This is a genomic window from Methanosarcinales archaeon Met12, from assembly GCA_002813105.2.
Taxonomy (GTDB): Archaea; Halobacteriota; UBA148; order UBA148; family JAJOKI01; genus JAJOKI01.
In genome coordinates this window covers 395,448-413,749 of the sequence record CP017966.2, presented here as the reverse complement: position 1 = coordinate 413,749, position 18,302 = coordinate 395,448, and the positions used below count along the sequence as shown (strand labels likewise).

General features: G+C 45.0%; 27 protein-coding genes, 1 tRNA gene and 1 pseudogene. 5 read left to right on the top strand and 24 right to left on the bottom strand.

Annotated elements, in window-relative coordinates; genetic code table 11:
* The first annotated feature begins 39 nt into the window (after window positions 1–39).
* Window positions 40–870, top strand: a complete 831-nt coding sequence (locus BME93_02700) for a TylF/MycF family methyltransferase (GenBank protein ATZ61046.2) — start codon at window positions 40–42, stop codon at window positions 868–870.
* 193 nt (window positions 871–1,063) lie between these two features.
* Here the strand turns inward: BME93_02700 and BME93_02695 are convergent, their stop codons facing one another.
* From BME93_02695 to BME93_02590, 22 genes and pseudogenes are all read right to left on the bottom strand, one after another.
* Entirely contained in the window at window positions 1,064–1,579 is a 516-nt protein-coding gene (locus BME93_02695; protein ATZ61045.2) for an adenylate kinase family protein, read from the bottom strand.
* A gap of 7 nt (window positions 1,580–1,586) precedes the next feature.
* Window positions 1,587–2,216 carry a hypothetical protein gene (locus tag BME93_02690; protein ID ATZ61044.2) on the bottom strand — a complete coding sequence of 210 codons (630 nt, stop codon included), beginning with the start codon at window positions 2,214–2,216 and terminating at the stop codon, window positions 1,587–1,589.
* Between the two features lie 9 nt (window positions 2,217–2,225).
* Window positions 2,226–3,305 (bottom strand): histidinol-phosphate transaminase, encoded by a 1,080-nt coding sequence (hisC, locus tag BME93_02685; GenBank protein ATZ61043.2) that lies wholly within the window; start codon window positions 3,303–3,305, stop codon window positions 2,226–2,228.
* A 1-nt stretch (window position 3,306) separates the two neighbouring features.
* Window positions 3,307–4,428 carry an acetylornithine transaminase gene (locus BME93_02680; GenBank protein ATZ61757.2) on the bottom strand — a complete coding sequence of 374 codons (1,122 nt, stop codon included), beginning with the start codon at window positions 4,426–4,428 and terminating at the stop codon, window positions 3,307–3,309.
* 28 nt (window positions 4,429–4,456) lie between these two features.
* Window positions 4,457–5,371: a glutamine-hydrolyzing GMP synthase gene (gene guaA / locus BME93_02675; protein ATZ61758.2), complete on the bottom strand. Its 915-nt coding sequence runs from the start codon at window positions 5,369–5,371 to the stop codon at window positions 4,457–4,459.
* Window positions 5,372–5,373: 2 nt separating this feature from the next.
* A complete protein-coding gene (gene pyrG / locus BME93_02670; GenBank protein ATZ61756.2) occupies window positions 5,374–6,954 on the bottom strand; it encodes a CTP synthase (glutamine hydrolyzing) in 1,581 nt (526 codons plus the stop codon).
* Window positions 6,955–6,966: 12 nt separating this feature from the next.
* Complete coding sequence (locus BME93_02665) at window positions 6,967–7,578, bottom strand: hypothetical protein (protein ATZ61755.2); 612 nt, start codon at window positions 7,576–7,578, stop codon at window positions 6,967–6,969.
* Between the two features lie 7 nt (window positions 7,579–7,585).
* Window positions 7,586–7,765 (bottom strand): methytransferase partner Trm112, encoded by a 180-nt coding sequence (locus BME93_02660; protein ATZ61042.2) that lies wholly within the window; start codon window positions 7,763–7,765, stop codon window positions 7,586–7,588.
* A gap of 122 nt (window positions 7,766–7,887) precedes the next feature.
* Window positions 7,888–8,415: a nitroreductase gene (locus BME93_02655; GenBank protein ATZ61041.2), complete on the bottom strand. Its 528-nt coding sequence runs from the start codon at window positions 8,413–8,415 to the stop codon at window positions 7,888–7,890.
* Window positions 8,416–9,141, bottom strand: coding sequence for a glycosyltransferase family 2 protein (locus BME93_02650; GenBank protein ID ATZ61754.2), 726 nt, complete (start codon window positions 9,139–9,141; stop codon window positions 8,416–8,418).
* Between the two features lie 9 nt (window positions 9,142–9,150).
* Window positions 9,151–10,455, bottom strand: a complete 1,305-nt coding sequence (locus BME93_02645; protein ID ATZ61040.2) for a signal recognition particle protein Srp54 — start codon at window positions 10,453–10,455, stop codon at window positions 9,151–9,153.
* Window positions 10,456–10,457: 2 nt separating this feature from the next.
* A pseudogene (gene ftsY / locus BME93_02640) lies at window positions 10,458–11,315 on the bottom strand (signal recognition particle-docking protein FtsY).
* 61 nt (window positions 11,316–11,376) lie between these two features.
* Window positions 11,377–11,778, bottom strand: coding sequence for a prefoldin subunit alpha (gene pfdA, locus BME93_02635; GenBank protein ID ATZ61038.2), 402 nt, complete (start codon window positions 11,776–11,778; stop codon window positions 11,377–11,379).
* 89 nt (window positions 11,779–11,867) lie between these two features.
* On the bottom strand, window positions 11,868–12,050 hold the full coding sequence (gene rpl18a, locus BME93_02630; GenBank protein ID ATZ61037.2) for a 50S ribosomal protein L18Ae: 183 nt from the start codon (window positions 12,048–12,050) through the stop codon (window positions 11,868–11,870).
* Window positions 12,051–12,060: 10 nt separating this feature from the next.
* Window positions 12,061–12,720 carry a translation initiation factor IF-6 gene (locus BME93_02625; GenBank protein ID ATZ61753.2) on the bottom strand — a complete coding sequence of 220 codons (660 nt, stop codon included), beginning with the start codon at window positions 12,718–12,720 and terminating at the stop codon, window positions 12,061–12,063.
* A gap of 9 nt (window positions 12,721–12,729) precedes the next feature.
* A complete protein-coding gene (locus tag BME93_02620; protein ID ATZ61036.2) occupies window positions 12,730–12,993 on the bottom strand; it encodes a 50S ribosomal protein L31e in 264 nt (87 codons plus the stop codon).
* A gap of 13 nt (window positions 12,994–13,006) precedes the next feature.
* Window positions 13,007–13,159 carry a 50S ribosomal protein L39e gene (locus BME93_02615; protein ID ATZ61035.2) on the bottom strand — a complete coding sequence of 51 codons (153 nt, stop codon included), beginning with the start codon at window positions 13,157–13,159 and terminating at the stop codon, window positions 13,007–13,009.
* A gap of 11 nt (window positions 13,160–13,170) precedes the next feature.
* Entirely contained in the window at window positions 13,171–13,497 is a 327-nt protein-coding gene (locus BME93_02610; protein ATZ61034.2) for a DNA-binding protein, read from the bottom strand.
* An 89-nt stretch (window positions 13,498–13,586) separates the two neighbouring features.
* Window positions 13,587–14,009, bottom strand: coding sequence for a 30S ribosomal protein S19e (locus BME93_02605; protein ATZ61751.2), 423 nt, complete (start codon window positions 14,007–14,009; stop codon window positions 13,587–13,589).
* 81 nt (window positions 14,010–14,090) lie between these two features.
* Entirely contained in the window at window positions 14,091–14,354 is a 264-nt protein-coding gene (locus tag BME93_02600) for a YhbY family RNA-binding protein (GenBank protein ATZ61752.2), read from the bottom strand.
* Window positions 14,332–14,616: a ribonuclease P gene (locus BME93_02595; protein ATZ61033.2), complete on the bottom strand. Its 285-nt coding sequence runs from the start codon at window positions 14,614–14,616 to the stop codon at window positions 14,332–14,334. The genes BME93_02600 and BME93_02595 overlap by 23 nt, the downstream gene beginning before the upstream one ends.
* Window positions 14,617–14,659: 43 nt before the next feature.
* Window positions 14,660–15,097 (bottom strand) — tRNA-Gly (locus BME93_02590).
* 35 nt (window positions 15,098–15,132) lie between these two features.
* On the opposite strand from BME93_02590, the gene BME93_02585 reads away from it, so the two are divergent.
* The 4 genes from BME93_02585 (at window position 15,133) to BME93_02570 (ending at window position 17,099) form a co-directional block, all read left to right on the top strand.
* The gene (locus BME93_02585) at window positions 15,133–15,651 is read left to right on the top strand and encodes a DUF367 family protein (GenBank protein ID ATZ61031.2); all 519 of its coding nucleotides are present in this window, start codon (window positions 15,133–15,135) and stop codon (window positions 15,649–15,651) included.
* A 200-nt stretch (window positions 15,652–15,851) separates the two neighbouring features.
* Window positions 15,852–16,022 carry a hypothetical protein gene (locus BME93_02580; GenBank protein ID ATZ61030.2) on the top strand — a complete coding sequence of 57 codons (171 nt, stop codon included), beginning with the start codon at window positions 15,852–15,854 and terminating at the stop codon, window positions 16,020–16,022.
* Between the two features lie 178 nt (window positions 16,023–16,200).
* Window positions 16,201–16,356, top strand: a complete 156-nt coding sequence (locus tag BME93_02575; GenBank protein ID ATZ61029.2) for a 50S ribosomal protein L40e — start codon at window positions 16,201–16,203, stop codon at window positions 16,354–16,356.
* Window positions 16,357–16,358: 2 nt separating this feature from the next.
* Window positions 16,359–17,099, top strand: coding sequence for a geranylgeranylglyceryl/heptaprenylglyceryl phosphate synthase (locus BME93_02570; GenBank protein ID ATZ61028.2), 741 nt, complete (start codon window positions 16,359–16,361; stop codon window positions 17,097–17,099).
* Between the two features lie 35 nt (window positions 17,100–17,134).
* Here BME93_02570 and BME93_02565 read toward each other — a convergent pair whose 3' ends face one another.
* Together BME93_02565 and BME93_02560 are read right to left on the bottom strand one after the other, a co-directional pair.
* Window positions 17,135–17,464 (bottom strand): HEPN domain-containing protein, encoded by a 330-nt coding sequence (locus BME93_02565; GenBank protein ATZ61027.2) that lies wholly within the window; start codon window positions 17,462–17,464, stop codon window positions 17,135–17,137.
* Window positions 17,461–17,937, bottom strand: a complete 477-nt coding sequence (locus tag BME93_02560; protein ID ATZ61026.2) for a nucleotidyltransferase domain-containing protein — start codon at window positions 17,935–17,937, stop codon at window positions 17,461–17,463. The genes BME93_02565 and BME93_02560 overlap by 4 nt, the downstream gene beginning before the upstream one ends.
* Window positions 17,938–18,302: the final 365 nt, after the last annotated feature.

Below are 18,302 nucleotides of genomic sequence, written 5' to 3'. Positions count from 1 at the left end.
AGATGAAAGGAGATACGCAGATGAAAGGAGATGATGAATATGATAACTAAACCTGAAATACTTTATATTGATTTACTAAAAAAAGCTTTAACTTTTACTCTGTGGGATGAGCCGCCATACCCAATCACAAACTATACCCGTATATTCACTCTTAAGAGTATTTTAATTGCTATTGTTTCAAAGATTTTAGCTACTAAAAGACTGCAAATTGTTCAAAATAGAGAAGTCTCGGAAAACGAAAGAATAGAGGGGATGATATGGCCGGGCTATGCTCATACTATGATTGGTACTAAGCGTCTGGACAATCTACAGTTTTGTATTGAAACCGTAATAAAGAATGGTGTCGAAGGCGATCTAATCGAGACCGGCGTTTGGCGGGGGGGGGCGTGCATTTTTATGCGCGGAGTATTAGCTGCATACAAGATAGAAGATCGACGAGTTTTCGTTGCAGATTCTTTTGAGGGGCTGCCAAAACCAGATGCAGTTAAGTGTCCCAGCGATAAAGGCGATTCGCATTATAAATTCCAATTTCTTTCCGTTTCAAAAGAAGAGGTGGAAAAGAATTTTGAAAAGTATGGGCTTTTAGACAAACAAGTTGTATTTCTAAAGGGCTGGTTTAAAGATACCTTACCAACCGCACCAATTGAAAAACTTTCAATTCTACGTCTTGATGGAGATATGTATGAGTCTACAATGGATGCGTTAAACAATCTTTATCCAAAACTGTCACAAGGAGGATTTTGTATAATCGATGATTATGGATGTTTAAAAAATTGTAAGGAAGCGGTTGATGATTATCGGGCTAAAAATCAAATAAATGATGAAATTAAGGTAATTGATTGGACAGGTATATATTGGGTGAAATCATGATGAACTTCCCGTTTTATGATCATTTCGCAAAAGTGTTAGAAAAGGAATTAATTTTATCAGATGACAACCCCATAATAGTTAAAATACCTCTGAAGATAAGACATATATTAGAGAATGTTGGTAGAAATAAGAGGTGTTTTTATGGGAAAAGTAAAAGTAGATATTGGCTGTGGCGATAACAAAAAGAAAGGTTTTATCTAAACACCTCTTCGCTCCAATCGAGGGACCCCGGTTTGTATTTGTCCGTGCCCTCTATGATTTCTATGACGCACTTTGCAACCTCTTCTATACTTCTTTCAGAGGTATCTATCTCATGCACCCTGTCATTCATCTCCACTGCTTCGACTAATATAACGTCCAATGCCTCTGCCTCGACGTTCTCCTGTATTTTCAATGCGCCAAATCCCTTGCTTGCGAGCCTTTTGCGCAGTTTGGATGGCGACGCCCTGAGCACGATGACGGTATCCACGGGCAGATGATGCGCCAGGTGTCCCTCGAATATGGTGGTGCCTTTTATAGGCACATGTTTTACATAATCAACAAGCGCATCGATGTCTACATTTAGGGCATTGCGCTTGCTATCTATGCCCGTATATAATTTCTTTTCATCTATCAGCTGGTTTAAGTGGATTATGTTGTAGCGCTCTTTAAGAATTTCGCAGACAGAACTTTTGCCTGTGCCAGGCGTTCCAGTGATGGCTACTTTCAAGGTCTGTTTACCTCTTCAATTCACGGCTCTCAATTTTTTTGATGTAAAGACCGTTTCTTTTGCTCCAACAACGTATGTTAGGATGGTCTTTAAGTTCTGGTACTCCTTCTAAGGAGCTCCATACTATGTAATATGAATCTTTTATTTCGTACAACAAAAATTTACCTAAAAACGGATTACATGAAATATGGATATTTAATAACAATGTCATTGTTTCTTTGGGAATCGTATGTGTTATCAATGTTTTTATATTAGGGTGTTCAATCCTCTCGAAAAGATCGGGGCGCTTATCTATGATATCTCCCAACATAATAATCATGTCAGTTGCTTCACATGGATTTAAATAATCTAATTCCTTTGATACTTCAGCCAACTTCTCACCATTTAAGAGGAATTCATAATTTATCTTCACATTAGATGCTAAATTGTTAGAAATGTTACTGACGATGAGATATAGAGCAATATCTCCCTTCTCTAAGGTTCGTGGTATTGCTTTCGCACCGTTTTTAATCCTCTTTTCATCCGGGACTATTTTGGTCGTTATTATTGGTTTCTTTTGCTCCCTATATTGCGCATATATAAGACAAATTAGAATCACATTGGCTACAGCCATAACCCATCCAAATATGTCAATCATTTTTAACCCTTAATCTTGAACTTCTTTCTTGACGCTACTCAGCTCCTCGACTACGCGCTTATTCTGTTCCATCGTGCCCACGCTTATCCTTATCAGCGAATCTCCAGCGCCCCTGAATGACTTCCAATCCCGCACGATTATTCCCCTTCGCAATAGCGCTTCGCACACCTCCTCGGCGCTCAACGGCGAAACGTCGACCAAGACGAAATTAGCCTGCGATGGATACGTCTTAAACGGAATATTCTCAATGAGAAACGTCCTGCCATTTTTTACCGTCCGAATCGTCCGCCGAAGGTGCTCTCTATCGTCCAATGCAGCTATTGCGGCGACTATCCCGAGCTTATTGACGCTAAAAGCAGGTAATACCTTCATATATTCCTTGAAAATCCAGGAGGGGACAACACCATACCCAACCCTCAATCCTGCCAATCCAAATGCCTTTGACATCGTGCGCATGACGACGAGATTCTTATGCTCCCCGACGAGGCCAATCGCCGATGAATCCGCGAATTCCGCATACGCCTCATCCACTACGACCATTGCATCGGCGGCATTCAACACCTTCCTCAAATCCTCTTCGCAAATCTGGTTTCCAGTAGGGTTATTGGGCGAGCATAGGAAGACTATTTTGGTCTTACTGCTGATGGATTTAATAAGCGCATCGATATCGACGTCAAAGTTTGAATCTCTGGGCACGAATTTAGGAACCCCGTCGCACAATCGTGTGAAAAGTTCGTAATAGGAAAACGTTGGCATCGAGATGATAGTTTCATCACCCTTTTCTACAAAAATCCGTGTCAAGACGTCAAGAACTCCGTCCGCCCCATTTCCTGTCACTATCCGGTCCACGGGACAACCGATATACTGGGCCAGTGCAGTTCTTAGTTCCGCAGCATCCACAGATGGATACGAGCTGATGGCATCGGCATAATCCTTTACCGCCTGTACTGCCTTTGGGCTGGGCCCTAAGGGATTTTCGTTCGACCCCAGTTTGATGACCTCTTCTGGGAGAAAACCGTATTGTTTTGCCACTTCTTCTATCGTTTTGCTCGGCACGTATTTGTCCATATCTCGTATGGATTTCCGCATCTCAACCAAGCACTTCCACCACCCTATCGATCTGTTCTCTGGTGATGACCAGCGGCGGCACAAATCTGAGCACCGTATCGGAGATGCAGTTAAGCAATACTCCATCTCCTCTGGCTTTATCGACGATTATGTCCCCATTCATATTCAGCTCCATTCCAATCATCAGCCCTTTTCCACGTACTTCCCTGATGTAATCGTGCTTCAGCTCTTTAAGCCTTTTAATGAAGTAGCCCCCAAGCTTCTCCGATTGTTTGACCAGCCCATCTTCCAGTGCGCTAATCGTCCCCAGCGCTGCCGCGCATGCTAAGGGACTTCCGCCAAACGTAGATGCATGGTCGCCTCTCTGAAACTTTTGAGCTATCTCTTCTCGCGCTGCCATTGCTCCAATGGGAAATCCACCGCCAAGCGCCTTTGCCATGGCCATTATGTCCGGTTCCATCCCCCAATGTTCGAATCCAAACCACTTTCCGGTCCTGCCGAATCCGGTTTGCACCTCGTCTATGATGAGCAACGTGTTCCTATCATCGCAGACGTCCCTCACTGTTTTGAGATAATTATCCGATGGAACTCGCACACCGCTCTCCCCTTGAATCGACTCCAGGATGACTGCAGCGGTTTTTGGCGTAATCGCATCCCCAATTGCATCTGCATCATCATATGGTACAAACGTAACACCTGGCATCAACGGCTCGAACGGCTTTCGGTATTTCTCGTTGAATGTAACGCTCAATGCGCCCAGACTTCTGCCGTGAAAAGAACCATGGGTTGCTATGAAATCCGTTTTGCCCGATGCTCTTCTGGCGAGTTTTAACGCCGCCTCAACTGCTTCGGTACCTGAATTGCAGAAGAACACACGGTCCATCGGCGTTATCTCTACTATTTTTTCCGCAAGCAGAGCCTGCGGTTCAGTGTGGTACATATTGGACGTATGAATTAATAGCTCTGCCTGCTTTTTAATGGCAGAAACGACTTTTGGATGACAGTGACCGACGTTATTGACCGCAATCCCTGCTACGCAGTCGATGTATTCTCTGCCATCTATATCCCTTACAACGGCTCCTCTACCTCCGACGATCACGATGGGTTGGCGAGCATATGTTTGGAATACATATTTTTCCGTCATCTCAATCAGGTCTTTCAAGAGCTTCCCCCTATTCAAACTCAATGGTTGCGGGCGGTTTGGGAGTTATGTCATATACCACTCTGGAGACGTTTGGGATTTCGCTGGTGATTCTGGTCTCTATTTTTTTCAACTTCTCCCAGGGCAATTCGATGGCTGTGGCGGTCATGCCATCTCTGGATTCAACCGCGCGCACCGCAATTATCCACCCATGAATCCGCTGGTCTCCTTTCACACCAGTCCCTTTTTCGAGCAATGCGGCAAATGTCTGCCAGGGACGGAATTCTTCTACTAACTCCTCTTCTACTATTGCATTTGCCTCGCTGACTACTTCCAATTTTTCTTTGGTCACCTCTCCGATGATGCGCACCGCCAGTCCCGGGCCAGGGAATGGCATTCGTTCGCAAATTTCGGGGGCCAACCCGAGCGCACGCGCAACCCTTCTCACCTCATCCTTGTACAAATCGCGCAGTGGCTCTATGATTTTATCGAACTTTATCTCGGTGGGAAGTCCGCCTACATTATGGTGTGATTTGATGCCGCCTTCCGATTCGATTCGATCAGGATAAATCGTACCCTGAATCAAATAGCTCGCACCCACTTCCCTACCAACCTCCTCAAAAACACGGATGAACGTCTCTCCTATGATCTTGCGCTTTTCTTCAGGGTCTACCACTCCTTTAAGTGCGTCGAGAAACCGTTTACTTGCATCTATGACGCAGGGATTCATATGTCCAAACGCACTTCGAATTCGCTCGACCTCTCCTTTTCGCATCAGGCCTGTGTCCACGAATATGGGGACCAGCCTATCGCCGATAGCCCTGTGCGCCATGGCCGCACATACAGAGCTGTCGACACCACCGGATAGCGCGATGATGGCTTTGCCCCTGACTTCTCTTTTAATCTCTTTGATACTTTGTTCTATGAACCGTTCGACGTTGACCATAATCAACCCTCCAACATCGCTTCGACAAAAGCCCTGAATGGTGGCGAGGGCTTACCAGGTCTCGAGGTGAACTCCGGATGGAACTGCGAGGCGAAGAAGAATTTATGCGCTGGCATCTCCAGAATCTCCATCCTGTTCTTGTTTTTACCTGAAAATATCATGCCCTTCGCCTCTATCCGGTCGATATATTTTGGATTTACTTCGTATCGATGTCTGTGCCGCTCAACGATCCTGGTGGTACCATAAATCCTGTGTGCCAGTGACCCCTCCTTCAGCGTGGCATCATAATTGCCCAGGCGCATCGTTCCCCCCATCTCTTCGACGCCATCTTGCTCAGGAAGTATATCGATGACTGGATGCGGCGTATCCTCTAACTCTGAGCTGTTTGCGTTTTCAAGCCCGACCACATTTCTGGCGAATTCAATCACAGCCAGCTGCATCCCAAAACACAACCCTAAAAATGGGACGTCGTTCTCTCTCGCATATCTGATGGCTTTAATTTTCCCCTCGGCTCCCCTTACACCGAATCCACCTGGAACCAGTATCCCATCTACTTGTTCCAGGCATCGAACCGTCTTCAGGTCATCTTCAAGGTTCTCGGCTTCGACCCAGGTGATGCTCACGGTACAGCCACTTTCAATGCCTGCATGCTTCAACGCCTCTTTGATGCTCAAATATGCATCCTCTACATGCGTGTACTTTCCGATCAACGCGACCTTGACGCTTTTGTCCGCAGAATTCATCCGTTCAATCATCTGGTGCCATTTCGTTCCGTCCTTCGATGCCTTGAGATTGAGCAATTTCATGAGATACTCATCGAGATTTTCATCTTCCAATAACGGAGGGACGAGATATATATTATCGGCATCATGCACACTTATCACAGCCTTTTCTGGCACGTCGCAGAATAGCGAAATCTTTGATTTGGAGCTCGCCAATAATGGCTCCTTGCACCGTGCCACGATCACATCTGGGCTAAGTCCCAATTCACGTAGCGCCTTGACCGAGTGCTGTGTTGGTTTGGTCTTTTGCTCGCCACCGAGGTCCATTGGAACCAATGTGACGTGGATGAGGACCAAATCCTCTCTTTTTTCCTCACCGTGCATCTGGCGCACAGCCTCCAAGAATGGCATGCTCTCGATGTCGCCCACGGTCCCTCCGATCTCGACGATACATATATCGGCTCCGCTTTTTGCGGCAACTTCTCTTATCCTCTCTTTGATCTCATTTGTAATGTGAGGTATTATCTGAACGGTTTTTCCGAGGTAGTCCCCTCTACGCTCTTTGTCTATTACAGTTCTGTAGATTTTTCCAGTCGTGAGATTGTGTTCACTGGCGAGTTCAGTATCCAAGAAACGCTCGTAATGTCCAAGGTCCAGGTCAACTTCTCCACCATCCATGAGCACATAGACTTCTCCGTGTTGAAATGGATTCATCGTACCCGCATCGATGTTTATGTAGGGGTCGATTTTAATCGCAGTGACATCGTACCCCTTGTCTTTCAGAATTCGCCCTATTGAAGCGGCGGTGATGCCCTTTCCCAGGCCGCTCATAACTCCACCCGTGACCATTATATATTTCATGTTGAGTCCCTTTTACTTTATGCCTTTAATGAGTTTAGTGATGGTATATAAAATGACGAATACAGTCAAAATCGAGAAAGCCATAGCGCCAACGATTTCTGTTTCTGGTATGAATTTAAACACAAAGGTCAACAGTAGGATGAATATGGCGAGGATTAGAGCTATCGGCAGCGCCGGCGGCAGCTCCGGGAGCATGCCCGCTCGTTTAATTCTAGCCATCCGGCGTCTGCCCAGTCTTTTATCCACATTGACCAAGTGCACATCATCTTCTCTTGGCTCTTTCCCCAGTTTCGTGATAAAACCGTTCTTTTTTGAGCCATATCCAGTAGTCACGACAATCTCACCAGTGTAGAACTCAGTTTCACCTCGTGGAATCTTCGCTATAATCGGCACGTCTTCTTCATATCGCACGTATGGGTTATGGCTCTGAAATGTTATCTTATCTCGAATATCTCCAGTAGCTGATAGATGCACATGTGTCGGCATTCCGTAGTTGATAACCTTGATATTAAAACTGGTCTCCTCACCAGGGTTCAGTGGAATTATCAGCTCTTGAACATCGAACTCGATCGAATTGGCCTCTCTACGATTGATATGTATCCCTTGGTGCAATTGCCCAGTCATATCGGCATCAATCTCGCAGGTCTGGCGGCAAAAGATTCGGAATGCCGTCTTCTATTGGATAGTGTTCATCGCATTTCGTGCAGCAAAGCGTTCCAGTTATCACTTCTCCATCACCTTCTTCGACCTCTAATTTTAGATCGCCTTTACACATCGGGCAAGCAAGGATGTCCATTAATTCTCTTTTCATGTCGATCACCCTGTCCTATTCTGATATAAGATATCACATCTTTAATATATCCATCAGTTAAAGTCGATCATTTTTAGGGGCATACAACTATGAAATTCAAAACAAAATATAAGCTGACAGGGTTATTCCCATGGACTATCATACCGCTCCTTGTATGCGGTCTCTCTGATGGCTTTTCTCGTAGAGGCCCTCCTCTCGCCTGTTGGATGACCGATAGCGAGCACCGCCATCAATTCCAGGGAGTCAGGAGCGTCCAATATTTCATTGACTTTTTCCTTTTGGCTTAGTATTTCCCCGAGCCATACCGCTCCCAAGCTCATGCTGTGGATGGCTATGAGCATATTTTGTATGCATGCACCAATCGCTTGTACATCTTTGGTTCGATCATACATCGCATTTGTGTCTATGAAAATAGCTATTAGCAATGGGGCACTTCTAACAACATCGCTGTATTTGGTGCACTGAGAGATCCTGTCAATGGTGCCAACATCCCTGATCACGATGAATCGCCATGGCTGGTTGTTCAGCCCAGAGGGTGCCCATCTGCCAGCATCCAGGACGGCGGTGATGGTTTGGTCGTCAACCGTCTCATCCGTAAACTCACGAACGCTCCTCCTGTCACGGATAGCATCTAGCACATTTCCCCCAATTTACTTTAACTTTTCTCTAAGGTCTTCTAGTCTTACTTTCAACTTTTCATCTTTGATGTACTTTAAAACTACGTTCATAATTCTAAACCACATTTTTGGATTGGTAATAAGCTTACTTTTTCTGAGACCTCCTCCCCTTTTCAAATGTGGTATTGCCAATTCTTTTACCACAAATCCTTCGTTTGTTGCTTTTACGTTCATTTCTGCCTCTATTTCAAAATCATTACTTTTTAGATCAAGTTTATCCCAATCTTTTCTTCTGATTACTCTAAATCCTGCTAATGGGTCTGAGACTTTAAAGCCCACAAGATAAAATAGGGGCCTAACAAAAAACCCATAAACTCTGAATATCTGCCTCATCATTTTGTCATCTGTTTCAAAGCATTCCATACTTCTACAACCCAGAACGAGATCAGAATTATTCAACTTTTTTATTAATTTTGGGGTATACTCAGGCGGGTCAGTACCATCGCCATCTAAGAATATCAATACATCCCCTTTGCTTGATTTCACTCCTTTCTTCATTGCCCTGCCCTTTCCCTTTCTACTTTCTTTAATTACTTTTGCTCCCAATCTCTCTGCTATTATCGGTGTATAATCTGTGGAGGAGTCAACAACTATTGTTTCTGAATATTTGGCAACCTCTTCTGGGATAGAACAAAGCACCTTGGCTATGGCTTCTTCTTCATTTTTTGTTGCAATTATAATACTATATTTAGGCTTCATAGATTACCTCTACCTAAACTTCTTCATCAGTTTTTGCATCGGTGACCTGCCGCCCCGCAGACCCTTCATCGTCTTCTGCATTATCTTGTGGTACTTCAACAATTCCCTCACATCCTCGAGAGAAGTGCCGGATCCGCGTGCAATCCTTTTCATTCGCGAACTTCCGACAATCTTCGGGTCTTCGAGCTCTTCGTTTGTCATTGAATCCATCATTACCCTGTAACGGGCAAGTTTGTCCTTTGTGACCTGGCACGAATCGTCAGAGAGCTCCGCTCCAAAGGGCAGCATCTGCATTATATGCTTTAAAGGACCAAACTTGTCGATGGCCTCCAATTGTTTATACATGTCTTTTAACGTAAAGCGCCCCCGAATCATCGACTTTACGTCCACGTCTGCGGGAGATACTATCTCTTCAGCACGCTCGATTAGACTTTTGATATCTCCCATTCCGAGCAGTCTGGAGATGAAACCGTCTGGGTCAAATCGCTCCAGGTCATCGACGGCTTCCCCCATTCCTATAAACGCAATGGGCGAATTGGTTTCAGAAACCGCTGACAGTGCGCCACCTCCCTTGGCAGTACCATCCATCTTGGTTATTATGACGCCTGTGACCCCGATTGCATCGTTGAACGCTTTTGCCTGCTCGCTCGCGGCCTGGCCGATTGAGGCATCGAGGACGAGCAGTTTTTGATTTGGCCTTATAAGTTCATGGATATCCTTCATCTCCTCGATCAAATCCCTTTCAAGTGCATGGCGCCCAGCGGTATCGACGATTTTAATCTCACATCTTTCCAGTTCTTTCATCCCTTTCTTTATGATTGAAATCGGATTTGAATTGTCTCTTTCGCCGTAAAATGGGACATCGATTCGTTCACACAGCTGTTTCAACTGCTCGTAAGCGCCAGGCCTGTATGTGTCGGCGCATATTACGCCCGGCTTTAGCCTTTTCCGCTGGAAAAATCTGGCTAGCTTTGCCGTGGTGGAGGTCTTTCCACTGCCCTGCAAGCCCACCATCAATATAGTCTGTTCGCCCAGTGGCATGTCTGCGCCTTCGCCGATGATTTTGACAAGCTCTTCGTAGACTATCTTTATGACATGTTCTCTTGGATCTGCTCCTGCCACAGGTTTCTCCTCGAGAGACCTCTCTCTAATTCTGGATGAGAGTTGCATGACAAGTTTGACATTGACATCTGCCTGCAACAGCGCCCGCTGGATGTCCTTGACAATTTCATCTATTGTGCGCTTATCTATTCTATTGGCCCTGGCGACCCTTTTAATCACATCGCGCAGCGAACTACCAAGATCACCAATCATTCCTATCCCTCAAATAATCGATTTAATAGCCAATCTGGTTTGAATTTAGACAGGTCGTCATATTTTTGACCAGTTCCAAGAAATAATATCGGTTTTCCCGTGATAAATGCGATTGAAAGCGCAGCTCCACCCTTTGCATCCACATCCACTTTCGTCAGAATCGATCCATTGATGCCGATGGAATCATTGAACTGTTTCGCCCGCTCGACAGCGTCGTTGCCAGCCGTGGCTTCGTCGACGAATATGACCAGACCCGGGTCGGTCACCCTGCATATCTTCTTGAGTTGATCCATCAGATTTATATTCGTGTGCATGCGCCCAGCAGTATCCGAGAGGACGATATCCTTTTGTCGCGCTTTTGCGTATTGAATTGCATCATATATCACTGCAGCGGGGTCTGCTCCAGGCTGATGTTTGATCAGCTTAATCCCCAGCCGTTCGGCATGTTTATCTATTTGTTCGGTCGCTCCAGCGCGAAACGTGTCGCCGGATGCCATGACGACCGAGTATCCTCTGTTTGCCAGATGGTGAGCGATTTTTGCAATCGTGGTCGTTTTTCCAGTTCCATTGACTCCTACAAAAACGATGTTCTCTGGTTTTTCGACTTTTTCTATATATTCATCAAAATCGAAACAATTAGCAGTAAATACATCTGCTATTGCTTTGCGCAGCGCATCCTTCAGAATTTCGTCGAGATCGGTGCGCCATTTTCTTGTCGTGCCGAGTAGTTCAGTTCTCACGGATTGGACGATATCTTCTGCCACCGGCAGTGCGACATCACCTTCGAGAAGCGCCAGTTCGAGGCTCCATAATGGCGTTTCCAGGCTCTTTTCATCTATTATGAATTCACGTTCGATAAGGAACACTTTCGTTTCCTCTATAAAAGCACCGAACGTCTTCTTCAGGTCATTGAACATCGACTCACCTGTATTGCGCTGCTTTCATCTGCAATTTTTGCATCTCGTCGTATATTTCGCGCAAACTTTTGCCCAAATGCTCGTGCGTTTTGCCCAGTTGAGTTTTTCTCTTTACCAGTGCGTCTTTTGCCTCGGTTATATTCTTCTCTGCACTTATGCTGGCGCCGAGCTCCATCAAGACATCATCGGCCCGGGTTATTGTAGCATGCATGTACACCCCTGCACCAATTGGAACCAGGAGCTCTTCACCTGCTTTTTTATTCTCCAATTCTTCAAGCGTCTTTATGGCACTCTCGCACTCACCCAGCGAGACGTCGATTAGCGCGAGCTGCTGCTGATATATTCCCGCCCTGGCTTGATATTCTTGTGTCATGGCGACGATATCTTGAAGCTCATCTTTGTCCATTTTCATTCCTCTTTTACCGAATGAATTCTAACGAATTCTTTCTTTTACCGAATGAATTCTAACGAATTCTTTCTTTTACCGAATGAATTCTAACGAATTCTTTCTTTTACCGAATGAATTCTAACAAAATTCCTTTTTAGGCCATGTTCGCTGCCCATCAAGGAGTATGTTTTTTCAACTACTGTCTTTTCATTCTGGCTTGAAATCATCTTCGTAAATTTTTCCCATTCCGTTCCTGCCCTGAATTCTCCCTGTACGATGTATTTCTTCATAAATATCACCTCATATAAAGCCAAGAGTCTCTTCGATTCTTCCCAGTTCGGGCCCAGTTGTATCTCCTCCGGCTACATATCCCTTCGAGTTTACCAGCAGTGCAGAACCGATCAACTTATGCCCATAGTTTATAGTGCTGACGTTCACCGGCAGGTTAAATATATCCTCCAGAAACTTCAGTTCTGCACTGGTAGCATTGGGATGGACCAGCACACCTTTGTTGGTTGCCACTCCTGCCGCCCCAGGAGTTTTCAATCCGCCTATTGTTCCTTTATATGCTTCCACGTTTAGGGTATCCTTGATTGCCCTGATCGCTTTTTTAGACATGTCCGGGTGTACCATTGCAGTGCTATCGTTTGATAGGACTAAATTTCCGACCGCGGTCATCTTGCCCTGCAATCTTGAAACTTGCACATGTTTTTCGAGTTTTGCAATTTCGTCATCCAGTGCATATTGTGGCACAATAAAACCAGAAGAATTTCCACATATCAGCGCACCCAGCACAGAACTGCCCCCGATAAGCGTCTTTACGCCCTGGACATCCAATGCCTTACATATTTCCTTGAATACGTGCTCTTGAATGTTTGTCGGTAGGACCACGACATCCTCGGTGCTTGTGCCAAATACGCCGATGTATGGACTTCCATTAATATACAACTTATCTGGCATTTATACCAATCACTTCACAACTTCCGTTTCGACGACCCCGTCCTCGAATTTCATCGCTTTAATTCGAATTTTGGAGGGCGGAGCTTCACTTCCGCGCTCCCAGATTTTTTTATTTATGCTTTCGTCCAAGTGGAGCTTTTCCGGGTCGACCTTCATATGCCTTATTAAATATTCTCTAATCTCCTTCATCGCTCTTTTACTTCTCCGCCATCTCGGCACCTTTTTTGTATCTTTCAATGGGATCGTATAAATCTGTTCTTTTCCATCTGCCATGTTATCACCAGCACTATATGTCTAAATCGTTGCGTCTCCAGCTTCGTCTTTTTGGATGTGTCGTCACTGTCCTGTTGGTCTTCATTATCACCCAGACAGGAACGCGTCGATTCTGGGCAGTAGCCTTTGCCAATTTCATCTTTTTACCCTTTGTCTTCTTACTCATCATTCACCCCTTCAACCTCGTCGAATATTTATATCTCTCTTCTTTGGCTGAATCCGCAATAATATCTGCCTGAGTTGGCCATCGTCGATCATCGCCTGCAACCGTCCGCTCTGAGCCAGCATTATTAACTGCCCCTCTATTTGACTGGCAAATTCGGGGCGCGTCATTCGTATATTTGTGAGCCTCTCCCTCGCACTTGGCGTCAGTATCTGGCGGAGAATTGCCTGCTTTTTGGCAAGTACCTCTGCATGTACTGCATCTTCTTGTGCCGCCTGCATCTGTGTCCGCCTCAATTCTTCTAGTTTTCTTCTCCTGATATCTTCGATTTCGTCGACCATTATATCACGCTCAATATTTTACGATGTTGAAATCCCTTCGGGATTACAACTCTACCAGTTCTTCGAACTGGCACAGGGCGAAATCTTCTTCACGCAGATTTAGATTTAACTTCATTTGCGATTTTATCCAGAAATGACCTACCTTGTGGCGAGATGACCCGGCCGTTTTTCATGGTGCGAACGTACTCTATATCTTCTAATTGCCTGAGCGCTTTGCGTGCAATTGAACCGCTTCCTTTGAAGAATCGCTCGGGCCGTGACCCTCTGTTTTTCCTCCCGCCATAGAATGATCTGAGCCGCTCCACTCCTACTGGGCCATCTATGTATATTCGCCTGAGGATTGATGCACACCTGATATGCCACCAATCAGAATTCAACGGTGACAGCTCTTTGTGCACACCTGTTTTTACGTAAGCCGCCCACTCAGGTGGCGTACATTTTTCATTCTTCTTTAAGTGCTCTGCTACTTTAATTATGAGCTCATGTGCTGGCACATCATAAACCGTCGTCATATTCAACCTCCATTCAATAACGTGAACCTACTTATAATATTCGTCCTACTAAGGAAATATGATAGTTGATTAATCTATCGCTCATCTTTTAAAATATACTGCAGTTCTCCCCCTTATCTCGATTAACTCGGATTTTGTCGCTTGAGAGAGCTGTTGTGCAACTTGCTCTATCCCTGCGCCATCCGTAGCAGACCTAAGGAATTTGACCTTGACAAGGCGCATCTTCTTCAATTGCCCTTTCAACTCATCTGCAAGCATTTCCGTAACGCCGTTTTTGCCAACCTGCATAACCGGGTCGAGCAATGCCGCATCTGACTTGAGTTTATATAGCCTTTTTTTGTCCATATGGATATCTCATCAATTTTTTACATGATAGGCAGGTTACTGCCACGTATTCTCCCCGCAGTCGCACACGCGCGTTGCCACCTGGCACGAGATAAGAGTAACAGTGCCTGCACATCCGTCTCTTCAGTTCTCTCGGAATCCTGACGTTGTGGCGCATTCCGATTCGCCTTGCCAGGTGGATATATATGTCGCTCCTTTCTGGATGCTCCCTGAATTCCTGTTCGGCAAGTTCAAACAGCCTTTCTATGCGCTGTTTCGCCATGTCGCGTATCCAGCTTTTCTGCTTCACTTGGACTCCTCTTTAATGCGCCGACCGGGATTTGAACCCGGGTCATGGGCTATCTTCCAACCTGCAAACCAACCTGCAAACAGGTTGATCATTTCGACGACCTATCTCGCTTCGCTCAATAGGTCATGGGGTCGCGCTGTTCCAACCTGCAAACCAACCTGCAAACAGGAGCCGCTACTTCGTAGAGGCCCTCTCACTGCCGACTAAATCCGGAGATTTAGACGGAGTGGCAGATGTTCCATCTGCCACACGGAGCAGTGAGCAGGTTGATCGTTCTTGTAGTTGATTATTGTGAGAATTTCCTTAGTGCTGCCGAGCGTTAGCGAGTGCAGCACATTTTTTGATCAACCTTCACCTCTGCTACGCAGAGTGAAGGTGTTTCCGCGAAGCAGGAACCACCCTTTTTTAAAAGGTTGTTGGAAGGCCCATGTCATGGCCACTAGACTATCGGCGCATTCTTAAGGGTTAATATGCTTTGGACGTAAATAAATGTCGATGATGGATGTCCCCTTATATGTATATCACGCGCACCAATGCGCGCCCAAGAAATGCACTGCTAAAAAATTGGTGCGGCTCGGCATGGTTAGATTGTACAATGCTATAAAAAGGCTACCTTCTGGCGCGATATTGCTCGACCCCACCGCGGAAAGGGCATTTTCTCCTGTCGACGGGAAATGGGCACAGAAGGGCATCATCGTGCTTGATTGTTCGTGGGAAGAGGTTGAACGGGTTTTTTCTTTGCTCAGGGAAAAACGGATGGTGCATAGAGCGTTGCCGTTCTTGCTTGCCGCAAATCCCGTTAACTATGGCAAACCGTTCAAGCTGAGCAGTGTCGAGGCGCTGGCGGCAGCATTATATATTCTTGGACAAAGGGAACGGGCAGAACAAATTCTCGCTAAATTCAAGTGGGGATTGGAATTTTTAGAACTCAACAGGGCGCCACTGGAAGAGTATTCGGGGGCAAAGGATAGCAAGGAAGTGATTGAAATTCAGGAGGGGTATATGTGATTTATAATGGTTTTCCATAGTTTTTACAAAGTTTGGAACTGAAATACCAAGGAAGATTTTATAGCTACTATGATTGGGATAGACAATAGCTATATCATCTGAGGGTCTGCCATACTCTTGCCCTTTCCACCGTCGGAGTGTACACGTCTTAAATTACGACTAATATTACTCCAAAAAAGATTAGTGGCAACCCAATAATCATGCCAATTCCAGTAAGACTAAAAATTATTCCAGCGACAATTAAAACTGCCCCAGTTGCTTTTCTAATTGGTTTAAAGGAAAGAGAGAACAATCCACCAATAAATAACAACAATATTAGCAACAGTAATTCTGTAGAACCTATTATAAAGTTCACCTCTTGTGCTTTATGATATAGTGATTGTTTTTCTTATATATACTCTTTTTGCCTTTGGGTGTTCTGGTATATTGGTTATATTAAAGAGCATAACCATACTATAATACTATAGAATACTGTAGAATTTGTTAAGATTAAGGTTAATATTAAATGCTATATTGACTGTTAAACGTCATACGAATGGAGATGATATCATGGCACGATTTCCAGAGGCAGAGAAAAAATTACTCAATGTTAAAATATGCATGAAATGTAAAGCGCGCAATTCGGTACGGGCTGACAGATGCAGAAAATGCGGTTATACAGGATTGCGAATGAAATCCAAGATGAGCAAGGCAGGAAAGGGATAAGCGTGACGGTAGAAGCACACCTCAATGAGGTCATTCGACGGGATGGAGCCGCACACCTGACGTTAATAGACCCGGATTCACAGAGCCCCGAGGTAGCAGCAAAGATAGCGGCTGAAGCATCCACAGGTGGAACCGATGCCATCATGGTCGGTGGCTCTACAGGGGCAGGTGGCACAAAACTCGACCAGACCATATTGGCGGTCAAAGAACAAGTGGACCTGCCGACGATTCTGTTTCCAAGCGATGCGGGTGGGCTGAACAAACATGCGGATGCGGTGTTCTTCATGACCTTACTGAATTCCAGAGACGTGACATACCTCATCACTCACCAGGCTCTCGGGGCGCCTCTCATCAAAAAATACGGCATCGAGCCCATTCCAATGGCGTACATCGTCATCGCACCTGGCGGAACGGTTGGCTGGGTGGGAGATGCCAAGTTGATTCCAAGGGAAAAGCCAGAACTGGCGGCAGCCTACGCGCTTGCAGCAAAATATCTTGGAATGCGCTGGGTTTATCTTGAAGCAGGGTCAGGCGCAGATAAATCAGTTCCGCCCATTATGATCAAGGCGGTCAAGGAGGCCATTGGCGATACCAAACTCATCGTTGGCGGTGGGGTCAGGGACGGCGTGACTGCAGGACAATGTGTTAAGGCAGGCGCAGACGTCATCGTAACTGGAACGGCTGTGGAAAGGGGCGACGTGCGGTCTAAGATTGAGGAGATCGTTAGGGCGATCAAAAAGTAAATATAATTACCAATCACACTAATTTTTTAATCGCTTTAATAAATTTGCGCGTCTTGTCTATAAATATCCAACCAATTTACATGGCTTGGCTCTAACAACCTCTTTTTGACATAATTTTCTCTGAGATATTCGATGACGCACCAGTGACTCCTCTCAAATACGCCGTCCTTGAACAATAACGCCCTGGCAGATTGGAGCATCGCAGTATAGCTCGCAACCATCGCCTCATCCGGAAAATTATGGTCAAACAATTCCGTAGCCCTGTATAGTTTTTGCTCAGCGATTTCAATAGCCTTTTTGGCTTTAAGTTTGTCTGGCCTACCTTTCCTCAGCAATCGTTTCCTGTAACACTCGTCTAGACTCATTCTACCACCGGCCTCGTCCCGTAGAGCACGATACCTTCCGTGATTACGTCTAGATACAACGCTCTATTCTCTTTGGCCTGTCTTGACCACTCAGTGATAGAAAAGTTAAGTAAATTTACTTCTCTACCGATGTCCAACCAATCTCTACCACGATGTTCAAGACGCTCAGCGAGATCTGGAGTTTGTCTGTCTCTTGAAACTACCAATAAATCCACATCACTTTTCGCATCATTTTCTCCTTTTGCGTAGCTCCCGAATAAAAGAATTGCCCTCACATTTTTCATCGTTGTTCTGATGATCTTCACAGCTCTCCTCTCTTCAAGCCACGCAAGATTGTATGCGATTTTAAAATGTTTGAAGGCAGCGCTGTCCATGTTGGCTCTGTAAAGTATCTGATTCTTCACTTTCTTTTTTGTCAAAAATCTTTGATTTACTACCAAATCCAGCGTTCTTTTTACGGTCATAGGACTCATATTTAACAGACGAGCAATCTCCCTTAAATAAAAGGACTCATATGGATTTTCCAGGAAATGATGTAGTACTTTCAGTTGTGTAATTTTTTGATACAATTGTATCATATTTTAGTACACGTGCATCATATAATATATAGGTTTCGCGTCAAACATGATGGACTTAAAAACCAGCTTTTGAGAGAGCCTTTATCACATCTCTCGCAGAGAGTGGATAATAACCTTATACTTCATGATAATGATGTCTAAAAGTTAATATATTTAATCTTATCTTATTTGATTCTTTATATTATAGATTTTTATAGATTTCAACTCTATTTTATTCATATTTATGCTTCCTTCTATAATCGCCAAGCAAAATTCCACTT

Excerpts from the sequence above, each read along its gene's own strand:
- BME93_02700 (ATZ61046.2), top strand. The coding sequence starts at position 40 with ATGATAACTAAACCTGAAATACTTTATATTGATTTACTAAAAAAAGCT.
- BME93_02620 (ATZ61036.2), bottom strand. The coding sequence starts at position 12,993 with ATGGCAGATGGAAAAGAACAGATTTATACGATCCCATTGAAAGATACA.
- BME93_02660 (ATZ61042.2), bottom strand. The coding sequence starts at position 7,765 with ATGAAAAGAGAATTAATGGACATCCTTGCTTGCCCGATGTGTAAAGGC.
- pyrG (ATZ61756.2), bottom strand. The coding sequence starts at position 6,954 with ATGAAATATATAATGGTCACGGGTGGAGTTATGAGCGGCCTGGGAAAG.
- BME93_02585 (ATZ61031.2), top strand. The coding sequence starts at position 15,133 with ATGTCGATGATGGATGTCCCCTTATATGTATATCACGCGCACCAATGC.
- hisC (ATZ61043.2), bottom strand. The coding sequence starts at position 3,305 with ATGCGGAAATCCATACGAGATATGGACAAATACGTGCCGAGCAAAACG.
- BME93_02610 (ATZ61034.2), bottom strand. The coding sequence starts at position 13,497 with ATGGTCGACGAAATCGAAGATATCAGGAGAAGAAAACTAGAAGAATTG.
- BME93_02625 (ATZ61753.2), bottom strand. The coding sequence starts at position 12,720 with ATGCCAGATAAGTTGTATATTAATGGAAGTCCATACATCGGCGTATTT.
- BME93_02565 (ATZ61027.2), bottom strand. The coding sequence starts at position 17,464 with ATGAGTCTAGACGAGTGTTACAGGAAACGATTGCTGAGGAAAGGTAGG.
- BME93_02615 (ATZ61035.2), bottom strand. The coding sequence starts at position 13,159 with ATGAGTAAGAAGACAAAGGGTAAAAAGATGAAATTGGCAAAGGCTACT.
- BME93_02575 (ATZ61029.2), top strand. The coding sequence starts at position 16,201 with ATGGCACGATTTCCAGAGGCAGAGAAAAAATTACTCAATGTTAAAATA.
- BME93_02650 (ATZ61754.2), bottom strand. The coding sequence starts at position 9,141 with ATGAAGCCTAAATATAGTATTATAATTGCAACAAAAAATGAAGAAGAA.
- guaA (ATZ61758.2), bottom strand. The coding sequence starts at position 5,371 with ATGGTCAACGTCGAACGGTTCATAGAACAAAGTATCAAAGAGATTAAA.
- BME93_02560 (ATZ61026.2), bottom strand. The coding sequence starts at position 17,937 with ATGAGTCCTATGACCGTAAAAAGAACGCTGGATTTGGTAGTAAATCAA.
- BME93_02665 (ATZ61755.2), bottom strand. The coding sequence starts at position 7,578 with ATGACTGGGCAATTGCACCAAGGGATACATATCAATCGTAGAGAGGCC.
- pfdA (ATZ61038.2), bottom strand. The coding sequence starts at position 11,778 with ATGGACAAAGATGAGCTTCAAGATATCGTCGCCATGACACAAGAATAT.
- BME93_02595 (ATZ61033.2), bottom strand. The coding sequence starts at position 14,616 with ATGGCGAAACAGCGCATAGAAAGGCTGTTTGAACTTGCCGAACAGGAA.
- BME93_02680 (ATZ61757.2), bottom strand. The coding sequence starts at position 4,428 with ATGACGGAAAAATATGTATTCCAAACATATGCTCGCCAACCCATCGTG.
- BME93_02580 (ATZ61030.2), top strand. The coding sequence starts at position 15,852 with ATGCCAATTCCAGTAAGACTAAAAATTATTCCAGCGACAATTAAAACT.
- BME93_02600 (ATZ61752.2), bottom strand. The coding sequence starts at position 14,354 with ATGGACAAAAAAAGGCTATATAAACTCAAGTCAGATGCGGCATTGCTC.
- BME93_02605 (ATZ61751.2), bottom strand. The coding sequence starts at position 14,009 with ATGACGACGGTTTATGATGTGCCAGCACATGAGCTCATAATTAAAGTA.
- BME93_02645 (ATZ61040.2), bottom strand. The coding sequence starts at position 10,455 with ATGATTGGTGATCTTGGTAGTTCGCTGCGCGATGTGATTAAAAGGGTC.
- BME93_02690 (ATZ61044.2), bottom strand. The coding sequence starts at position 2,216 with ATGATTGACATATTTGGATGGGTTATGGCTGTAGCCAATGTGATTCTA.
- rpl18a (ATZ61037.2), bottom strand. The coding sequence starts at position 12,050 with ATGAAGAAATACATCGTACAGGGAGAATTCAGGGCAGGAACGGAATGG.